The 18,177-nt window shown below is 40.7% G+C and carries 17 protein-coding genes and 1 pseudogene; 1 reads left to right on the top strand and 17 read right to left on the bottom strand.

Features of this window, described 5'->3' with window-relative positions; all coding sequences use genetic code 11:
* Positions 1-261 precede the first annotated feature (261 nt).
* Positions 262-1,086: an amino acid ABC transporter substrate-binding protein gene (locus BS63_RS0101325; RefSeq protein ID WP_002962793.1), complete on the bottom strand. Its 825-nt coding sequence runs from the start codon at positions 1,084-1,086 to the stop codon at positions 262-264.
* 95 nt (positions 1,087-1,181) lie between these two features.
* A complete protein-coding gene (locus BS63_RS0101320) occupies positions 1,182-1,871 on the bottom strand; it encodes a gamma-glutamyl-gamma-aminobutyrate hydrolase family protein (protein WP_002962792.1) in 690 nt (229 codons plus the stop codon).
* Positions 1,872-2,379: 508 nt separating this feature from the next.
* Here BS63_RS0101320 and BS63_RS1000000111595 point away from each other — a divergent pair.
* Positions 2,380-2,608 (top strand): annotated as a pseudogene (locus tag BS63_RS1000000111595) (hypothetical protein).
* Here the strand turns inward: BS63_RS1000000111595 and mprF are convergent.
* From mprF to BS63_RS0101240, 15 genes are all read right to left on the bottom strand, one after another.
* Entirely contained in the window at positions 2,605-5,154 is a 2,550-nt protein-coding gene (gene mprF, locus BS63_RS0101315; protein ID WP_019776614.1) for a bifunctional lysylphosphatidylglycerol flippase/synthetase MprF, read from the bottom strand. The pseudogene BS63_RS1000000111595 and the gene mprF sit on opposite strands and share 4 nt — an antisense overlap.
* Positions 5,138-5,887 carry an alpha/beta fold hydrolase gene (locus tag BS63_RS0101310; protein ID WP_002962824.1) on the bottom strand — a complete coding sequence of 250 codons (750 nt, stop codon included), beginning with the start codon at positions 5,885-5,887 and terminating at the stop codon, positions 5,138-5,140. The genes mprF and BS63_RS0101310 overlap by 17 nt, the downstream gene beginning before the upstream one ends.
* Before the next feature lie 250 nt (positions 5,888-6,137).
* A complete protein-coding gene (locus tag BS63_RS0101305; protein WP_002962825.1) occupies positions 6,138-6,608 on the bottom strand; it encodes an ASCH domain-containing protein in 471 nt (156 codons plus the stop codon).
* Between the two features lie 2 nt (positions 6,609-6,610).
* Entirely contained in the window at positions 6,611-6,841 is a 231-nt protein-coding gene (locus BS63_RS0101300; RefSeq protein WP_002962826.1) for a hypothetical protein, read from the bottom strand.
* A 196-nt stretch (positions 6,842-7,037) separates the two neighbouring features.
* Positions 7,038-8,000 (bottom strand): Abi family protein, encoded by a 963-nt coding sequence (locus BS63_RS0101295; RefSeq protein WP_002962827.1) that lies wholly within the window; start codon positions 7,998-8,000, stop codon positions 7,038-7,040.
* A gap of 134 nt (positions 8,001-8,134) precedes the next feature.
* Positions 8,135-8,269 (bottom strand): hypothetical protein, encoded by a 135-nt coding sequence (locus BS63_RS1000000112360; protein WP_275425170.1) that lies wholly within the window; start codon positions 8,267-8,269, stop codon positions 8,135-8,137.
* 442 nt (positions 8,270-8,711) lie between these two features.
* Positions 8,712-8,993: a hypothetical protein gene (locus BS63_RS0101280; protein WP_002963408.1), complete on the bottom strand. Its 282-nt coding sequence runs from the start codon at positions 8,991-8,993 to the stop codon at positions 8,712-8,714.
* Between the two features lie 508 nt (positions 8,994-9,501).
* Positions 9,502-10,041, bottom strand: coding sequence for a GNAT family N-acetyltransferase (locus BS63_RS0101275; RefSeq protein WP_002963407.1), 540 nt, complete (start codon positions 10,039-10,041; stop codon positions 9,502-9,504).
* A 336-nt stretch (positions 10,042-10,377) separates the two neighbouring features.
* Positions 10,378-11,385 (bottom strand): acyltransferase family protein, encoded by a 1,008-nt coding sequence (locus BS63_RS0101270; RefSeq protein ID WP_019777100.1) that lies wholly within the window; start codon positions 11,383-11,385, stop codon positions 10,378-10,380.
* A 20-nt stretch (positions 11,386-11,405) separates the two neighbouring features.
* On the bottom strand, positions 11,406-12,428 hold the full coding sequence (locus BS63_RS0101265; RefSeq protein WP_028798390.1) for a glycosyltransferase: 1,023 nt from the start codon (positions 12,426-12,428) through the stop codon (positions 11,406-11,408).
* A 32-nt stretch (positions 12,429-12,460) separates the two neighbouring features.
* Entirely contained in the window at positions 12,461-13,519 is a 1,059-nt protein-coding gene (locus BS63_RS0101260; RefSeq protein WP_028798389.1) for a sugar transferase, read from the bottom strand.
* Positions 13,520-13,534: 15 nt separating this feature from the next.
* Positions 13,535-14,527, bottom strand: a complete 993-nt coding sequence (locus BS63_RS0101255) for a stealth family protein (protein ID WP_002962327.1) — start codon at positions 14,525-14,527, stop codon at positions 13,535-13,537.
* A complete protein-coding gene (locus BS63_RS0101250; RefSeq protein WP_002962328.1) occupies positions 14,514-15,668 on the bottom strand; it encodes a glycosyltransferase family 1 protein in 1,155 nt (384 codons plus the stop codon). Before BS63_RS0101250 ends, BS63_RS0101255 begins: the two co-directional genes overlap by 14 nt.
* 4 nt (positions 15,669-15,672) lie before the next feature.
* On the bottom strand, positions 15,673-16,677 hold the full coding sequence (locus BS63_RS0101245; protein WP_002962330.1) for a glycosyltransferase family 2 protein: 1,005 nt from the start codon (positions 16,675-16,677) through the stop codon (positions 15,673-15,675).
* 103 nt (positions 16,678-16,780) lie between these two features.
* Entirely contained in the window at positions 16,781-18,136 is a 1,356-nt protein-coding gene (locus BS63_RS0101240; RefSeq protein ID WP_002962331.1) for an O-antigen polymerase, read from the bottom strand.
* Positions 18,137-18,177 lie beyond the last annotated feature (41 nt).

Below are 18,177 nucleotides of genomic sequence, written 5' to 3'. Positions count from 1 at the left end.
GGAAATTCTCCAACATACTCTTTGAAGTTCAAACCTTTCAACTGACAGCTCTTGAGTAGTCAGGTCGTCTCTTGCTAAAAGGCCAAGTTCTTTCGATGCTAGTGTATGGGCAGATTGATACTTTTGATTTCAATTCACTATCATTCTCCTTCTCCAAACGACTTAAAAAACCTACCTTGATTTCCATCAAGGCAGGTTTATAAATCATTCAATTTTAAGATGTTTCGCTAATCAAAGTCAATTGGTTGGTCTCTGTCTAGCCTATTTCTTATTTGGGACAACCAGGTCTTTACTACTTGGTGCATAGTCGCCACCCAGGAATTCCTTAGACAGTTTGTCTAGGGTGCCATCCTTTTGCAGAGCCTTGATTCGTTTATTGACGAAGGTTTGTAGGTCCTTATTGTCGCTGGTGAAAAGATAATAAATATAAGGCTTTTCGCTCGATTTCAAATCAATGGTCTTGAGATTGCTCAAGCCTTGAGACTTGATGATGCTATTGACCGATGGCGCATCAAAAATCTTGAAATCATATTTGCCATCATTGAGACCGGAAAGCATCTGAGTGATATTTTCCTCGGTGTATTTCAGTTTCGTGGGATTGTCGGAGTGCTTCTTATTATAATCTTCCAACTGGGAAGCACCCGTTGTCCCTTGGACGACAGGCGTTGTGTGACCGCCGATATCATCGTAGGACTTGATGTCGCTGTCCTTAGGAACAACTAGAACGGAAGGCGTTGAGGCCGTTGGATAGGAATAGGGGTACTTCTTGCCCCTTTCCTTGGTGTAACTAAGGTTATTGCCGACAAAATCAAACTTGGCAGAATCAAGGCCAGAATAGATGGTGTCGCCATCAATTTGTTGAATTTTCAATTTATAATCCTTAGAGCCCTTGAAAATCTCCCGAGCCACTTCCACGTCAAAACCGGTCAACTTGCCCTTGTCATTTTGATAGGAAAAGGGCTTGGTCGTTCCTACGGTCGCAAAGGTCACTTCCTTCTTGCCCGAGGAATTCTTTGAACAGCCGGTAACGATCAAGGCTAGAGAAAGCCCCAGACCGACAATACCTAGTAATTTTTTTAATCGCATAAAATCACTCCTTCTTATTCTTTATGAAAATACTTAGAAAAAATCCTGCAAATCAAGCAAGGCCCTTTTCAAAACAGTTCCTTTAACTGCCAGTCCTATAAGTCCTGAACCACATAATCAAAGAGGGCTTGGTTGCTGGTTGGCCCATCCAATAAAAACTCTGGATGCCACTGAACACCAATAAACCTGGTCCCATCGGTCGGCTCAATCGCTTCAATAATACCATCCTGACTCCAAGCCGTCGCTTTCAGATTAGGAGCTAGCTTTTTGAGAGCCTGATGGTGGGCCGAATTGACCACAATCCCATCAGCCAAAAGGCCAGAGAGACGACTGCCCGCTTCTATCTTAATCGGGTGAGCCAGTTGCGTGGGCGGTTGACCCGCATGATTGGGAATATCCTGATAAAGCGTTCCGCCCTGGGCAGCATTGTAGAGTTGCAAGCCACGACAGACCGCAAAAATCGGCTTCTCCTGCTTGACGGCTTCCTTAATCAAGGCCAACTCCCAGCGGTCCCGCTCAGGAAAATAGTCCTGACTATCGGTTGTCTTATCTTCACCGTAAAACTGGGGACTGACATTCTGCCCGCCAGTTAAAATTAGTTTATCGATAGCCTGAATATAATCAGCTGCCAAGGCATCCTGGCTCATGGGAATGTAAAAAGGTAAGCCTCCAGCTCGTTTGACCCCATCACCAAAATTTCTGGAGACATTGAGATGGATAATCGGCAAATCGGGACTGACTGGCTTTTCATTACTACTGATACCGATAATCGGCCGTTTCTCCATAGCTGACAACTCCCTTTCACAAGATACGACAGAGCAAAGTCATCTAGTTACTAAAGTAACTGATGACTAACAACAATTGCTAAGCACCACACAGGAAAATAGGGAAGGAGACGCAGATGCGATTAAGCATCTAGGAAGCTTCTTCTTTTTCCACAGTGATGTAGGCGAGTTCCTTTCAATAAGTTAAGGAAATGGGAGTGAGACAAAAATCGTGATTTCTTTGAAATCGATTTTGTCGTCTCACCCCCGCACAGTTGATTAGGAAGGATGCTGTCCCGAAGGGGACAAGTACTTCCAATCAACCGCTGCGTCAAACTGTTTGATGTTGAAAAAGTAAGGAAGTGAGGATTTTGTCACAGCTTCATTTCCTACGGCAACCACTAGGGTGGTTTGCCTAAACTTCTTACTAAGTCAGATAATCAAGCATTATCGACTCTCTTATCTGACTGTCGCTCTTTATGAAACCATAATACCCTTTCTCTAGGCCTCTGCATAATCTATATTTTTTATGTTTAGCTATAAATTTCTCTTAGAAAACTATGGGTTAGAAAACTTAGGCTTACCTAAGAGCCCAAACCTGCACCGCCAATCTCTAAGAAAATTAAAGACCTCCCAGCCTCTTGACTGGAAGGTCATTTGTCTATTAAATTGTGAGGGCTTCAATAGTCCAAAGCTACTTCAGGAACTCCAAGATGCTCAGCTATGACTTGAAATTTACGGCTGGCTTTCATGTTTAATTCCGAGTCACACGGTCTTCTAGCACTAGAGTCATAAGAACATAGCTGACCCAGGAACTGCGAGAATAGGAAACATAGCGTTGATCCCAAAGCGGGGTGAACTTTTCTTTATAGCGATAAAGGCCCTCGAAGGAATAGAAATGGCTGCCAAAATGGTAAACCAGATAGGCCAATCTTTCTTGTAAGAAAGACTCTTCTGCTTGACCGACACCAGACAAGGGCGCCATCCCTAGGTCGAAATAGCCTACTCCCGCCTCTCTAAAGTGAACAAAAAGGGAGATGAAGAGATAGTCCATGACCCCATTTGGAATCAAGTCCTTATCATAGCGCATCATATCAATTGAAGCAATATTGTCTTGATAATTGGGCATAACATTAGCAAAAGCAACCATCTTGCCTTCTTGATTACGAACTAGAGCTAGGGACGATTCTTGCAGGTAAGCTTCATCGAAGTACCCCAAAGAAAAACCTTTTTCAGGTCGCTTGTGCAACCAGGTATCTGAGATAGCCCTGGCTTCCGCTAAGAGCTCTGGACTGTGGGGAGCCTCGACAACTTCAAAACTAAAGCCATCTTTCTCTACCCGATTAAGAGCATTGCGAAAAGGCTTGTACTTGTTCCCTCGCAGGGTGAAATTGTCTAGATCAACCAGAGCATTTTCCCCCACCTTCATAAATTCAAAGCCAAATTCATGCAGATATAGGGTCAGCTTCTGACCGATACTGTAGAAAATTAGGTCATAATCCAGCCGATCAGCCTTATCAATGAAGTAGGAAATGGCTTCTTCTACATCGGCCTCATTACCAGCTGGTTCTCCCATGACCAAGCATTTATTATTGCGGATAGCGAACTGGAAGGCTACACGATCCTGACCGTCCTTTTGGTACCAAAAGAGCCGTTTGTCTCCCAGAAAGGCTAAGGCGCTGTCACCTTGTCCACCATAGGTCGCAAGCAAGTCACGATAACGATCGGCTTGGAAGGGCGTGCCCAACTTGATTTTGCGGCCTTGAACAATTCGCATCAAGAGCCAGTAACAGACCGTGATAACAAGGGTTAAAATCAAGACTATTCGACGTGTGAGCAAGTAAGAATCAGGACTAATTGGTCTGTGCCGTTCCACTATATCGTGCAACTCCTGGGCGCGGACAGGGAAGATAACCCCCGCTAGGGTAAAGAGCAAAATCAGGGTCACAGCTATGACCAAGGTGTCCTTGGTTCTTGCTTCCCAAGAATAGATAAATTGCTTTTTATAGAGTTGAGGACGAACTAGAACCATAGCCAGCATAGAGAGGAGAATCATAGTGGAAAAGCCCCAGCTAATGGCTCCAAAGTCAACATAAATCAAGGTCAGCACCAGCCAAAGCATGGTTAAAGGAAAAGCCAGCTTGACCTTTTTTTGAACGGTCCGAGCTAGAAGGATAAAACAGACACCAAGCACCAGACCTGGACACTGCCAAATCACTTGTCTTTGCAGGGGATCAAAGGATGACAGCCAAGGAATATAGTCTAGATTTTCAAAAAAGACTGTAGATAGGGCCAAAAGAATGCCCAGCCAGCGAATCAAGTTGATGGTAATGGTATGGATGGCTTTCTCCAGCATTTCTTTGGGAACGGCATTGTATTTTTGATTGATTTTACCACCCAGATGCTTGATAAAAAAGATAATTCCCAGAAAGAAAGGAATGACATAATAAGCCAAGCGATAGAGGAGCAGCCAAGCTAGGACTGTTTCCTTGGGCAAGCCATGAGCAGACAGGCCGGTCAGAACGATAAAGTCAAAACTTCCCAGAGCTCCAGGAATCAGAGAAATAATACCGACAGCACAACCAATAGCAAAGAAAGGCAGGGTGACAGAGATCGGCATATCAATCCCCATCAAACGGCCGATAATGATAAAGGCTGTCGCTGCACAGGACCACTCAAAGAAGGAGACAATGCCCAGACGATTCCTTGTCTTGACAGGCATATTAGCAAAGTAGTTCTTGGTCTTGCGGCCCGTCAACCAATAAAGAATAGGGAAATAGAGACTAGCCCCAACCAAGACAATGTCATAGTAAGGAATCCCCGAACGGTCGACTCCATAAAAATAGGTCAGTCCTAGAGAAACCAGACTGACAAAGGAGAGACCAGAAATCAGATATGGCAAGAAAGTAGTTACCTGCTGAAGATCCCGCTCTTCTTCCCCTTTTTGACCATAGAAAGCCAACCGAAGACCGATATCAATCAGGCCGCCAAAACCAGATAAATTATTAAAGGTATTGATACACCAAGAAGTCTGTAAAATATACCCCTTAGACTTATCTGTTTTCAAAATCCTATTGAGGACAAAATCGTAACCTGTCGTTGGCAAGACGGCTATAGCACCAATAAGAAATATCAAAATAATATTGAGAGGAGACACCCCACCCAGAGCTGCCTTGAGTTGCGTCACGGAAATCGTTCGCCTCAGATGGAGGATTTCCATGATAATCAAGAGAATAATGGAAACAAAGAAGACAGTTTTAATAATAGAGGTAAGGGGCTTGATTTTTTCAAGAACGGCTTTCAAAAGGAACTCCTAACAATATATGCTTGATAAACTGGTTGGTTATTCGATTAAAGGTTTGTGAATCTTTCTTAACAATATTATGGCCGAATCCCTTGAGCGGATAGAAAATTCCCTTGGGAAAATAGGAAGCTAGCGCTTTGGAATAGGAAACTTTGATAACATCATGGTTGCCCACCAAAACTAATACCGGTACTCTCACTGCTGCCAAATCTCCCCGCTTAACAGTCAAATCTTGCAACATGAGATGGATTACTCGGCTTTTAGCCTTGAAACTAGGAAAAACTGGGGACAAGATCGCTAAAAAACCATAAGCCAGCCAAGTCAAAAGTCTATCAGCAAAATGCAGGGCCTTAGTTGTGATATTTCCCGAATTTAGTAACATGCCTTCTACAGCTTGGGGGTACTTCTGCTGGAAAATCATAGCCAAATTGGCACCATCGCTGTGACCAACTAGGATAGCTGTCTTGATGCCTAAAATCACAAAAACCTGATGCAGGTCATCAGCCATCTGCTCAAACGAAATAGTCTTCGCCACAGCCCGAGTTCGACCATGCCCACGACTATCAACCACAATGACCTGATAATTCTGGGCAAAAAAGGCTACCTGCTGCTTAAAATAGCGACTGCTGGAACTGTTGCCGTGGAGGAAGACCAGAGGCTGCCCCTGACCGAAAATCTCCACAAAAACAAAGGTTCCATCTGCTGTCTTAATCCATTTTTCTTGTCCAACCATGTCTATTCTCCCGTCATAAACATCGTCACATCTCTGCTAATTTATTTGCTGAGAGGCGTTCGCAAAGAGTCCAACTCCTCGTCAATCCTTAGCAGAAAAAAATTCACTCTATAAATTTAATTTTATCATAAATTACTTATTTATTTGCTAGAAAACTAGGAAAAATTAAGGTAGCTAACCAGTTAAAATTGGTCTAGCTGTCAGCTTTCTTAATTCTAAAGCAAGAAAAAAAGCAGCCTGAACTGACTACTCATTCAACAATTTTTACGACTTGAAATTCTTCACAGACGACCAGCATCTGCGAAGTGAAGGACAAATCGACTTGCGCTAATTCCTGCTTGAAGAAATCTTCATGAACCTGGCGCCAATAAGCCAAGGAACGGTCACCTTCCCCTTCTTTATAGGCGTGTTGTGCGCTGACCTGATCAAAGGGCACAAGAGTTACATCTGTCGTTCTAATCAAACAGACAGCCTCCCCATGACTGCCAAGGACGATACTATAAGTATCGGCTTGAGGCAGGGCTGCTCCTTCCAACTCATACATAGGATAGGCCGAAGCTGTCGCTGTCTTGATACTATCCTTGATCAGTTGAGCCAAATCGTCAATCATTTTATCTTCTATGCCAAATTGAAAGGCTTCATAGAACTGGAAGGCCTCTGCTTCATAGCCTTGAGCCTGCTTTTGCTCCAAAAATTCCCGCCAGAGTTCTGCTGCTGTCATCTTTATTCTCCTTTAGTATTTTTCTTTGAATATCCCCAGATTTTACCACTATCACTTGTACTTGAATCTACCAGAACCATCATCTGCTTTTTGAAATCAGCCAAGCTATCGCTGGTTTCAACCTTGCCAAACTGCAAATCTTCTAAAGCTAGGTCTAGAGATTTTTCCACCTGAAGAATATCGTGCAGGGACTGGCTAGCAATCTTGTCTTCGAGATTTTTTGGGTACAACATACTTCTACCTCTCTTACTTATAATTAATTTTCTATATTTCACATGAAAGAGCAATTCTAAATAATATCGGTATAATTGGCCTGAAGACCTCCTTTGTTGATTACTATTAATTAATTTACTTATGTCCTTTAAAACCATTTAGAAAAAAACAAAGCCCCAAACTATGCCAAGGCTGTTGTGCATATTTAATTAATACTTAGCGATTGTTTTTTACCAAACTTGTAATTTTCCTGGCAGAATCTAATGAAGAGAATCCAAGTAAGAATGCCCGTTCTTCATTCTTACACAGATTACAAATACTGGATTGGATATTTTGCCATTTGTATTTTGAATTGATTTGGTTAACTAATTCAACAACTATAATGATAATAACTGCTAACTTATTGGAAGGTTTTTTAGTGGTTTGTCCCCCATTTTTGTTTTCAATAAAATATAGGTACTCCCGCCACTCTTTTCTAATTTTTGGCTTGGTTGTTATCTTAAGGTCAATTAAATTAGAATTGTGAGCACAAATATTTCTGATGAAATTTAAACACTTCATCCATGAAACGAGTTCTTCGCCACTACACTTGTAATAAGAAGCGACCTGTCTTAAGTTAGCCTCACCCATTATTGTTAGCATAGCAACCAAATCTCCAAACATCATCAAATCAATACCTAGCCAAACCGATGGGAAACCGTCTTTATCTAAATTCCTTTTATTTTTTAGATCTGATAATTGACTGTGACTTAGAATCTTTAACATCCGCTTCTTGATCGAGTACTGTTTCTTTTCAATCTCAAAGCGGGAAAATTTCTTTTTATTAGACCAAGAAGAAAAATCCAGATAGCCAAATGCACCATACTGGGTCCCTAAAACATAAGAGACCCTTGTTTTAACTGAGACCTCATTTTTTTCAATGGCATGCAGGAGATTAATCCTCAAATTCTTATCTTGGTAATAGCGAGTAAGAACTTCTCTAAATTCTATACCGTTGTAACTAATCTCTAGTTGGTCTTGATTGTTTGTCATTGTAGCTAGAGGGCGAGCAAACTCTTTTAATCGATAATAGCTAATATTTTTAAGTTTATCAATATCAGTTTCACGAACTTTCATTCCCCTATCTTTAAAAAATTTTAATTGTTCTTCCCATGAAAGTGCAACTGGTCGCTCACTCATTACTTCTCCTTTGTACAAAAAAGCCCCACGTCAGACGTATCTGTCCATAATGGATGTGGGGGGATTGTCATCTCAACTATATTCTAACACACGCACTGTGTGTTTGCAATACAAAAGTTGAAATAATCTTCTCCTTATACCTTAACATACCTGGTCGGGGCGACAAAGAAATTAAGGAACTTGATTTTGTTGAAGAGATGGGCAATAAAGAGGCTTATCAGCCAACCGCCGACAATACCAATCAAAACATGGATCAGCACACGTTGCAAGAACTTCACCTTTTTCTTTAAACACCATAACATAAAAGAGAGAACCAATCTGATTCTCTCTCGAATTTGAGCCCTTGTCATTTCACTACACGGTTGACAAAGAGCCGACGATAAATACCGGTATATACTTCTAACTCTAACTAAAATACTTGCCTTTTAAATAAAGAACTATTACTAGTATAGTTTCTAACAGTAGTATAGAAAATATAATAAGTTTAATATTTTTTATATGTGGAAACAACACAGGAATAAGTATTAAAATAAGGTAACTCGCTAAAACAAACCAGGAAAACTTGGATGATAACATTGTGCATCTCCTTTAAATTAAAACATAGCTATGTAATCAATTTTCAGCAAAGTAGGGATGCTGGAAAAGAGTTTTTATTACTTAGAAAAATTCCTATCTTTTTGCACAGTATCATAACCGTGTTTATTTTAGCAATTAAATCCACTTACCCCAAGTATTAACACTAGCACCAGCTATTCCTAGTGTAGCAGCACCAGTTGCTGCTCCGCCGATAGCACCAGCTGTAGTTCCTGCAATTGTTCCAACAACCGGAAGAGTCACTGTTCCAACAGCTGCTCCAGCAACTCCGCCCGTGAAGAAGCCACCAACTCCGCCTGCTGCTGCTCCTAAAACACCTAAAAGAAGACCACCCGCTTCTGTTTCAGAAAGATAATCTGTCGTTGCAATTTCAAAATCTTCAAATACTAATGAGTTCATAAAAACTGTCTCCTAATAAAATTTTTAAATTATACCTAGTAGATATAACGGTACCGACTCACCTATCAGATATATTTTAATATTAAAACATTTTTTAGTTTTTTTTCAATACAAAACAAAAATGTTGATTCGATGTTATGTTTAAGTAAAACAAAAGATAATTTTTGGAATTTTTAACAAAAGTAAGGTAACTATCAATAATAGTTATTGATATTCTGAGCATGCTTGCGAAATTGTCAGATATCTTTCAAGATATAGCTGAAATTTGATAGGTTCTTACTCTATTATATTATCTAGTATAAGGCTAATTTATAAGGCTAATTGAGTTCAGCGTCCTATGGTTTCATGCATGTATGAAAGTAAGGAATGATACTCTAATGAAGAGGCTGGGGCAAAAACTATTTTTCGTTCAAAAAATGGAGATGCACTACTGGTGCCTGCTTTTTATACTTATAGCGAATTTTGAACAAGAAAACAAAAGACCTCAGTCTTTCGACCAAGGTGACCGTTACTCATCGTTCAATTCATAAGCATTTAAATATGGTAATATTCCTAAATCTTTTATTGTTTCAATAGATAAAAACATAGGAAACTCTTTTGAGTTAAAATCGGACATGGGGTCTCTACTGAGGTAGGTGAATTCGAATTCATCGCAAAAATCCATAGCTTCTCTTAATGCCACGAGATAAACACCCTTAATTGGCGCCATCATATCAATGGATAAGGATATGCTAAAGGCAACCTGTAAAAGGTGACTGCCAATTTTTTCTCTATGGTGTTTTCGGTCAACACCTAGCCCATTAATATAAAGAACAGCATCTGTTTCAATTTCATTATGGTTTTGAATTGACACTTTAAGATTGGCCAACGAAACAGTAACAAAACCTAAAATCTGATTTTCCGAAACATATAGCAATAATCTTCGCGAAGAATCATTCCCACTTCCTTTTTTAAAATAATCATTAACGTGACTATCACCACAATCAAAGAGAGATGAAGCTTTCTTTATATCACCTAACCAAGATCCATAATCAATTATTTCTGGCACTAAAAACTTCCTCTTTGACCTTGTGTTGATTTAATGCCGCAATTCTATCCTTCGCCTCTTGGCTAGCAGGCTTTTTCCCGTTAATACCCGTTAATAATAGATAAAACTTTTTTTCATTTCAGCCTCGTCTTGAACAATGATATCAAGGCTCTTATCCGTTATAGCTATAAAAAGCACTTCCTTTACTTGTCATACACAAAAAACGCATATCTCATATCTGTCATTTGCGTTTCGCTTGTCAGTATATCATGTGCATTGTTATAAAGTACCTTTTAAATTCTGTCAATTCTCACCCTAGCAAAGACCAGTTATTGTAAAACCGAAAATAATTCCAGCCTACACCCTAATATACTTGGTCGGGGCGACAAAGAAATTAAGGAACTTGATTTTGTTGAAAAGATAGGCAATGAAGAGGCTGATTAACCAACCACCGACAATGCCAATCAGGACATGGAGAATCATGCTATGGAGGCCCAGGCGCAGGAGGATTATCCGAATAGCGCTGAGGACGGGCGAGTGAAAAATATAGATAATCAGGCTAGATTTTCCCTTATCCGCAAAATAGTTAAAGAAACCGGTGTGGGGCAGTTTTGGATAAATGAGGAAGGCTAGGAAAACGCTGAGAATAAAGGCGATTCCTTCCAAGCCTGGTGTTTGATAGCTCACGCCCTCCTTAAAATCAAATTGAGTCCACCAAAGGAGATAAAGACCCAGCAAGGTTAAAATTAGCAAGACTTTCTTGCCCAAGCCCTTGGAAAAATTTTCAAAGGAAATCTGACTGAAATAGCTTCCCAAACCATAAATACCAGACCAAAGCAGGGTACCCTGCAAGAGGAAGATAGAAGAGTGCAGGGGATAGCTTGCCAGACTAGTCAGGGCTGTCAGTGCTAGGAGCTTGGTCTTATCCTTGATAAAGACCGAGAGCAGGCCAACATAGAGGCTGACACCCCAGAGAATATAGAGGTACCAAGAAACCGCAATAGGGCTCTTATAAATAGCCAGCAAATCTGCTAGGGAAGTTCCTTCCCGAACGCTAGTACCGCCTAATTTCTGGAAAAAGAAATAGGTAACGCAAAAGAGCACATAGGGTACCAAAAGAGCCAGGGACTTCTTGAGAGCATACTTAGGATAGGCCGACAAATTCTTGACCGGCTTAAAAAGATAGCCAGACAGGGCAAAGAAAACTGGGATATGGAAGATACAAAAGCATTGGATGATAAATTGAAAGCTGGCATGATAGGCTTCAAAAGCACCAGATTGCTGCATACCCTTGAAAACATGACCAACTAGAACGAGGAAGATGGTAAATCCCTTACCAAAATCCAACCATTGAATACGTTTCATGAAATGCTTTCTCCTTATAATTAATATTTCCCAACCACTTCCACCGCTTCTTGGGTGGCCTTGATACTGTAGTAACCATTCCTTAACCTTTGGCCCATGGCTTGGCAGTTGGTCTTCATCTGGTCGTAATCGGCCTGGCTCAGCCGAGCTAGACGGTCGTCCAATTCTTCAAGCGAATCGAGGGTCAGACCTAGACCGTGTTCTTCAACAAAGCCAGCTAAGGCTGCCTCTTTCCCAATGATGACTGGTAGATTGCTGCTGAGATAGAGTGAGGTCTTGTGGGGATTATTGTAGCGCATATAGTTACCGACAGCGCCTTGACAGGAATCAATGCCAGGTCCATCCCAAACTAGTCCAAAGCCATACTGACTCACAACTGATGGAATTTCTGTAGAGGTTTTGGAGCCACAGTAGGTCAGGTTCTCTTGATAAGCCTGGTCATGGCTCTTGAGGCCGTAGAGATAGAAAGGCGTTTGGGTTTTGAGTTGGCGCAAGAAAGAACTCTTATCTAGGTTTCCTGCAAAGACGACGGTCTTCCAATCGTTCTGCACCCTTACTTCTTTCAGGTCAACTGGCTGGGCATAATCAAAAATCTCCAAAGAAATCATAGGCACTTTTAGCCCCTGCTCCCTCAGCCAATCGGCCATCTTGTCATTATGGACAATCAGGCATTGAGCCTCCTGTAAGAGAGCCAGCTCCTCAGCAATCCCACTAGTTCCCATTTGCTCCCGCAGACTTTCGATATCATGAACCAGAAGAATCTTGTGGCGATTAAAGGCCAACTTTTTCATGAGTTTTTTCAGGGAAGGCCGACCGAACATAGAATATTGCATCAAGCAGATGTCGTCAGCCTCAATGCACTTTATTTTCTTAGCAAGGATATAATCTTCTCCCAAACTCTTGATGGCCCGAGGCAAGCTCATGTCGTAATTAATACCCAAAAAGCCAATCGTTTTCAAGAAACTACTAATATCTCGCTCAGCCTTAGAAGCTGCTGTATTAGTATCATCTCTGATAAAATCTATTAAGTATTTATTTCTCATATTCTTTCACTATATTCAGAAAGCTAAGCCAATCATTGGCTAATTCTAGCTTGAGCCTGGTCTAATGCATTTTGACTATAAAGACCCGAGCGTAATTCTTGGCTCAGACTTAAACAATTTTGAGCATAGGTATGATAGGTAGTTTGGTCTAATTTCGCTAAAATTAGCGATATTTCCCTCAGACTATCAACAACAAGCCCTAGGCCTCGCTCCTCAACAAAGCCTGCCAAAGCCGCCTGACTCCATACGATTACTGGCAGACCAGAAGCAATATAGAGGGAAAGCTTGTGGGGATTGTTGTAGCGCAGATAGTTGCCGAAGGGGCCATTGCACTCATCAATGGAATCCCCATCCCAAACCAGACCAAAGCCTTGCTTCAACTGGCTAGGCAGCTGGTCAGGTGGAAAGGAACCGTGGTAACACACTTGCTCTCCAGAGTCCTGCTGGACATAGTTAGGCCCATAGAGGTCAAAGCTGATCCCCTCAAGATCCCCAATCTTTTCGATGTAGGGGCTCTTGTAAGGACTAAGATTTCCTGCGATGGTCACCGACTTAGAAAATCGGGCTTCATCGGGTTCAAGCTCCGTTAAATAATCAAAAATACCCAAGACCACCAGCTTACCCTCAGGTAGACCCTTAGACAAGAAAAATTCCTTCATGGCCTGGTTATGGACGATCAGCTGGTCGGCCAGCTCCAGCATGAAATCAAATTCCTTCTTATGCTGGTCATTGTTCAGGTAGGAAACATTACGCAGTTCCTCTACATCGTGAACCAGGCAGATAAAACGAACCTGCTTTTCCTCCTTTAAACGTCGCAAAAACTTCTCACGCCCTAGTTGACGGTGATGAAAGGGATGCTGCAAAAGCAGGAGGCTACCTGCATGGATAGAATGGAAAGCCTGTTTCCAGTTGCTATAATAGTGCCACTGATTGACTAGCTTGACTAAGAGGCCAGACTTTGGTAAGCCTTGCTTAATATAAACAGGCTCAAATCCCAGTGGCTCTGCAATCTTAAAAATATCGCTAGTTGCCTTACTCCCAGCGTGCTGATTATCTGAACCACACACTTCAACAATTTGATATTTCTTCATTATTTATTCTCTACTTTATTTTTCAAAGGAACTCTTTTCAGGAATCTTTTCAGCTAGAACTTGTTCAATCCAAGCATTCTCCGCTTGAAAATCAACCGAACTTTCATCGTCATTGATACAAACCATCTTATAGGACGAGCCACCAACAATTTTAGCAATCTCATCCCTATCAGCGATAGGAACGTACTTGCCAATCTTAATCGTCTGAGGATAAAAGCGATTAGTCTCAATATTCCAATAGCTCATAGCCCAATGATTGAGGTCTTGGCTACTGCGAAAACGATTATGACACATCTCGTCTAAGTATGTCCCCTCCTTTTCCCAAACATCCGCATAGGTAGATTTGAGAGAAGGAAGACCAACATGGGCATCCTCATAACCCATAATTCCCGAGTAAAAGAGGCTGAGAAAATTATAAAGGTTGAACTTGCCATAACGATAATTGAAATACTTGCCCAGATGCTTTTTGAAATTAGGTTTCCCAAAAAAATATTTATTGAGGAAACGCGTGTTATTAACCTCAATATGGCTAAATTCACTTTGAGCAACGATAGGCCGATAGATTGCCAGCAGCCTTGGTAAACCCTTGTGGAAAAAATCATCCGGTTTAAGAGGTTGATTTAGAATCATATCATCACTAAAGAGGACAAAATGCTCACTCAAATCAGAAATTCGATGAAGGTTGAGCTCAATCACATTGGAATTAAAGGTTGGTAGATAGTCCTTGGGAATGTAGTCCTCGTGGCGGACTAGGCACAACTTGGGATGGCTGGTGTCTAACCAGTCAGGAACATGTCCATAAGTCACAAAGAAAATCTTATTAACCCAAGGAGCATATTTTTCAACGGATCGAAACCAATAGCGAAAACTATTCACAACACGATAACGATTTTCACTATCACTCTCTTTGGTTGTCACGCTAGTTGCAGGCTCATACTTGGATTTAGTTTTTAACCAAGCAGGATCTTGACCATCCACCCAAGTAACCACAAAGTCAATTTCGGCCATCGTCTCTTTTCTCTCTTTCTCTCAGGTCAAGAAGCTTCAATAACTCACCCTGCAAATCTTTGGCAGCAAAGCGAATATCATAACCAGAATTTTGAAAATAGTGAGCGATTTCTTGCTCAGGAAGGCGTTCAGCTTCTTCTGACAGTCTCTCAATCAAGTCAGCCCAGTCCTTAGATGACTTTTGCAAGGAAGCAAAATGAACATTTGGTGTAACCGCGATTTCCTTTGGGACCCCTTCTTTCGAGGCTAGGACTGGCAGGCCATTAGCCTGGGCTTCAAAAGGAGCCAGAGGCAGGCCTTCAAATTTAGATGGGAAGAAAAAGAGGTCAAAGGCGCTGAGCCATTCTGACACATTCTTTTGCACACCAGCAAAAATCACCTTGTCAGCCACGCCCAAATCTTGAGCCAGAGCCTTAAGCATGGCTTCATCATCTCCTTGACCAATCAAAACTAACCGCGCTTGAGGCTTGGATTTAACCAGCTCAGCAAAAACCTTAATCATAAAGTCCTGATTTTTTTGGAAGTGGAGCCGGCCAACATTACCGATGACATAGGCGTCCTCAAGCCCATACTGCTGACGAATCTTTTGCCGAGCTTGCTCAGAAAAACGGGAAGCCTCAATATCAATAGCATTTGGAATAATCTTTGCCTGCTGGAGGGGCTGATCTTGGTAGAACCAAGTGGCTGCCTTATCGGCACAAGCCCAGAAATCTGTCGCCCAGTTGGCAATCCGTTTTTTATTGAAGGCATGGAGCTGACCCCGCAAGTAATTGTTCATGTTTTGACTATTGTGGCTATGGACAATCCGCACAGGAATCCCATATTTCTTAGCTAGTTTGAGATAGTCAATATTAGCTAGGCTATTGATATTAACCCAAATGGCATCGTAATCCTTGGCATGTTCCTTGAAAAAGGTCGCAAGTTCACGATAGTATTTAATTGGATTTTTACTGCGGGCAGTAATGTGAAAGACATTCAAACCAAGGCCAAGAAGTTCGTCTTCGTAGGCGATGGGATTCATGGAATTACACAAAAAATCAATACCAAGCTTGGAGCGGTCAAAACGTCTGACATAATTCATCAAGAAAGATTCCACCCCGCCTGGGTTCTCATTCATACCGAAGATTAGGATTTTTTTCATTCCCTTACCTTTCTTTTCGTGCATTCTGTTTGACCCTGACCAGATAGATCAGAGAAGCCAAACGATAGGCTTTATGCTTGATAAACCAGAGTGGAATATCTCCTAGACCCTTGACTTTTTTTAAACTCATGGCAGAAAAGTCTTGGGCAAAAATATCTGAAGAGGCTAATTCCTTCATATTAGCCAACTTCTCCTTGTAGGATAGAGGGTTGCTTTGATGGAAGACTTGCCGAACCATACTTAGGTTAAATTGCGCTAAGCTGTATGCTCCAAAAGCCTCTTGCAAGGAAGGATTTTGGTCCTGGATAATTCTTCGCGCGGATTTCAAGGCGGCTAGATAACCATCCAACTTTGATTGGTCGAAAGTCCGCATGGTTGAAGGATTATCAATGGAATAGCGATAGAGCAAATCAGGCGAGGTCGAGATAGTTTGGGCACCTAAAAGGGCCTGTAAGAGGAAATTGCTATCCTCTGACACGCGCAGATTGGGGGCAAAACGCAGATTCTTAATCAAACTTGCCCGAAAGGCCTTGCTCCAAACGGTCATAAATTGCGTAGGATTTTGCAAGCAAGTGTTAATGAAGTCTTCCCTCTCCATTGCTTGATGAAAGTCTTGAATCACCTCGAATAGCTCAACAAGACTCCCTCCCTTGTGATAATTATAGAAAACAATATCGCTTGAGCTAGACTTGAGCTTATTCGCAATTGTCTCCAAGTTTTCCTTAAATAAGTAATCATCAGCATCCAAGAAGAAAATCCATTCTCCGCTCGCACGCTCTAGTCCTAAGTTTCGGGCATTGGAAACTCCTGCTGCCGACTGAAAGATCTTGAGACGATTATTCTCCTTGGCATAGTCACAGGCCAATTGGTAGGAAGCATCAGTCGAGGTATTTTCAACCAAAATAATTTCACAATCAGGGAAACTTAAGCTATCCAGAGCACGCAAAAGTGTTTTTTCAGCATTGTGAACAGGAATGATAACGCTGATAAATGGGTTACTAGACGGCATAAGCTTCTCCTTTCTGAAAGACTACCTTGATCGGTTCCTAGCAGAGTATGTATTTGTTACTAGTAGATTAGAGATGAGACAGGAAGCACTAAATTTCTACCATTTACGATTTTAATTTGAAATTAAATTTTCCAATACGGAACCCTTTCCCTTCAAGAATCATTCCCATAATAAAGACACATAATAAGAACTTAACATTCCCAAAGTTTGTAACCGTCTCATAAAAACGATTTGAGAAAAAGAGCATAAATAGGTCATTGAAGAGAAATGCATAGACTATTAATCTGTAATCAAAGACTTTGCTTGGATTAGTCAGTAAGCGAATTTTACGATAAGCTCCTGTATAATACCAAGAAAAAATTGCTGTTAGAGGAGCAACCCCAATAAAACCAAAATCATAAATAAATTGATAGAAAGTTGTATAGACATTTCCAAGTCCATAATTGGAATCATAATTTACAAACGGTAAATCTAATTTGTAAGTACTCATGTGTAATTTAGGTAAGTACCAACTATAAAAACTCCAGAATGTTTGAGATCCAAAATAATGTTCTGGTCTAGGAAGTTGATAAGTTTGAATGAAACTATCTAGATTATACAAGGGTGCCCCGATATAAACAAAAAGGTAATGGAAAATATTGGTACTTGATGCACGCCCGAAAAGACTCATTGTTGACAGAAAGACGGTAACCAGAATTACACCACTAACAATAATTTTTCTCACTGATTTGTTTAGAACGATCCGATTAGCACCGTTTCTAATCAAAAGAATATAAAAGATAAAAATCATAAAAGTAAACAGTCTAAAAATCCCACTTCTGCTCCCCCCAAAATAAATAACTATGGTAAAAAGGAAAAGATATAAGAGCTGTTGTAACTGTAATTTACGATTGACAATCCAATTACCGACTAGACTAAATGCGGTTAAATAAGCAAAAGAACGAACAAGTAATTCTAAATTACTTAATAGGCTCGAAGGAAAAACGCCTAAAGATTTGTATACTCTTGGATAAAATTTTGTTATGGCATCAAATAACGAAATCTTCTTTGATAAAGGGAGTCCACTTTGTCCATATGCAGAAGCAAAGCTATTTAAGTATTTATATTTTAAATAAATAACAATCACAGCTAAAACTATAAAAAGAAATGTTATCATCTTTGATATCATAAAAGGATAAAATTCTTTCTTTTGCTCTGCTATTTCCAAGACATTAGAATTTCGTACTTTAGAATGGTTCCAAAAAGAAAATAGTGTAAAAATTGATAAGGCAATAAGTAGTATTAATACCGTCTCAACATGAAAAACCAGATGCAAATATGAAGTTGCTAACAAACAAGACATAATCTGCATTAAGAACACGCCTGAGAATATCACTGCCGGATCTAACCAATCTCCATCAGTGATAATAAAGTTTAGTACTGCAAATAAAGCAACAATCACAACGATTATATAGAGCATGCTTTTCTCCTAATAGAATTTCGAATATAACTAAATGTCAC

The organism is Streptococcus sobrinus DSM 20742 = ATCC 33478, assembly GCF_000686605.1.
GTDB classification, from domain to species: Bacteria; Bacillota; Bacilli; order Lactobacillales; family Streptococcaceae; genus Streptococcus; species Streptococcus sobrinus.
The sequence above is the reverse complement of the archived record's forward strand: the minus strand, read 5'-3'. Positions and strand labels throughout refer to the sequence as shown.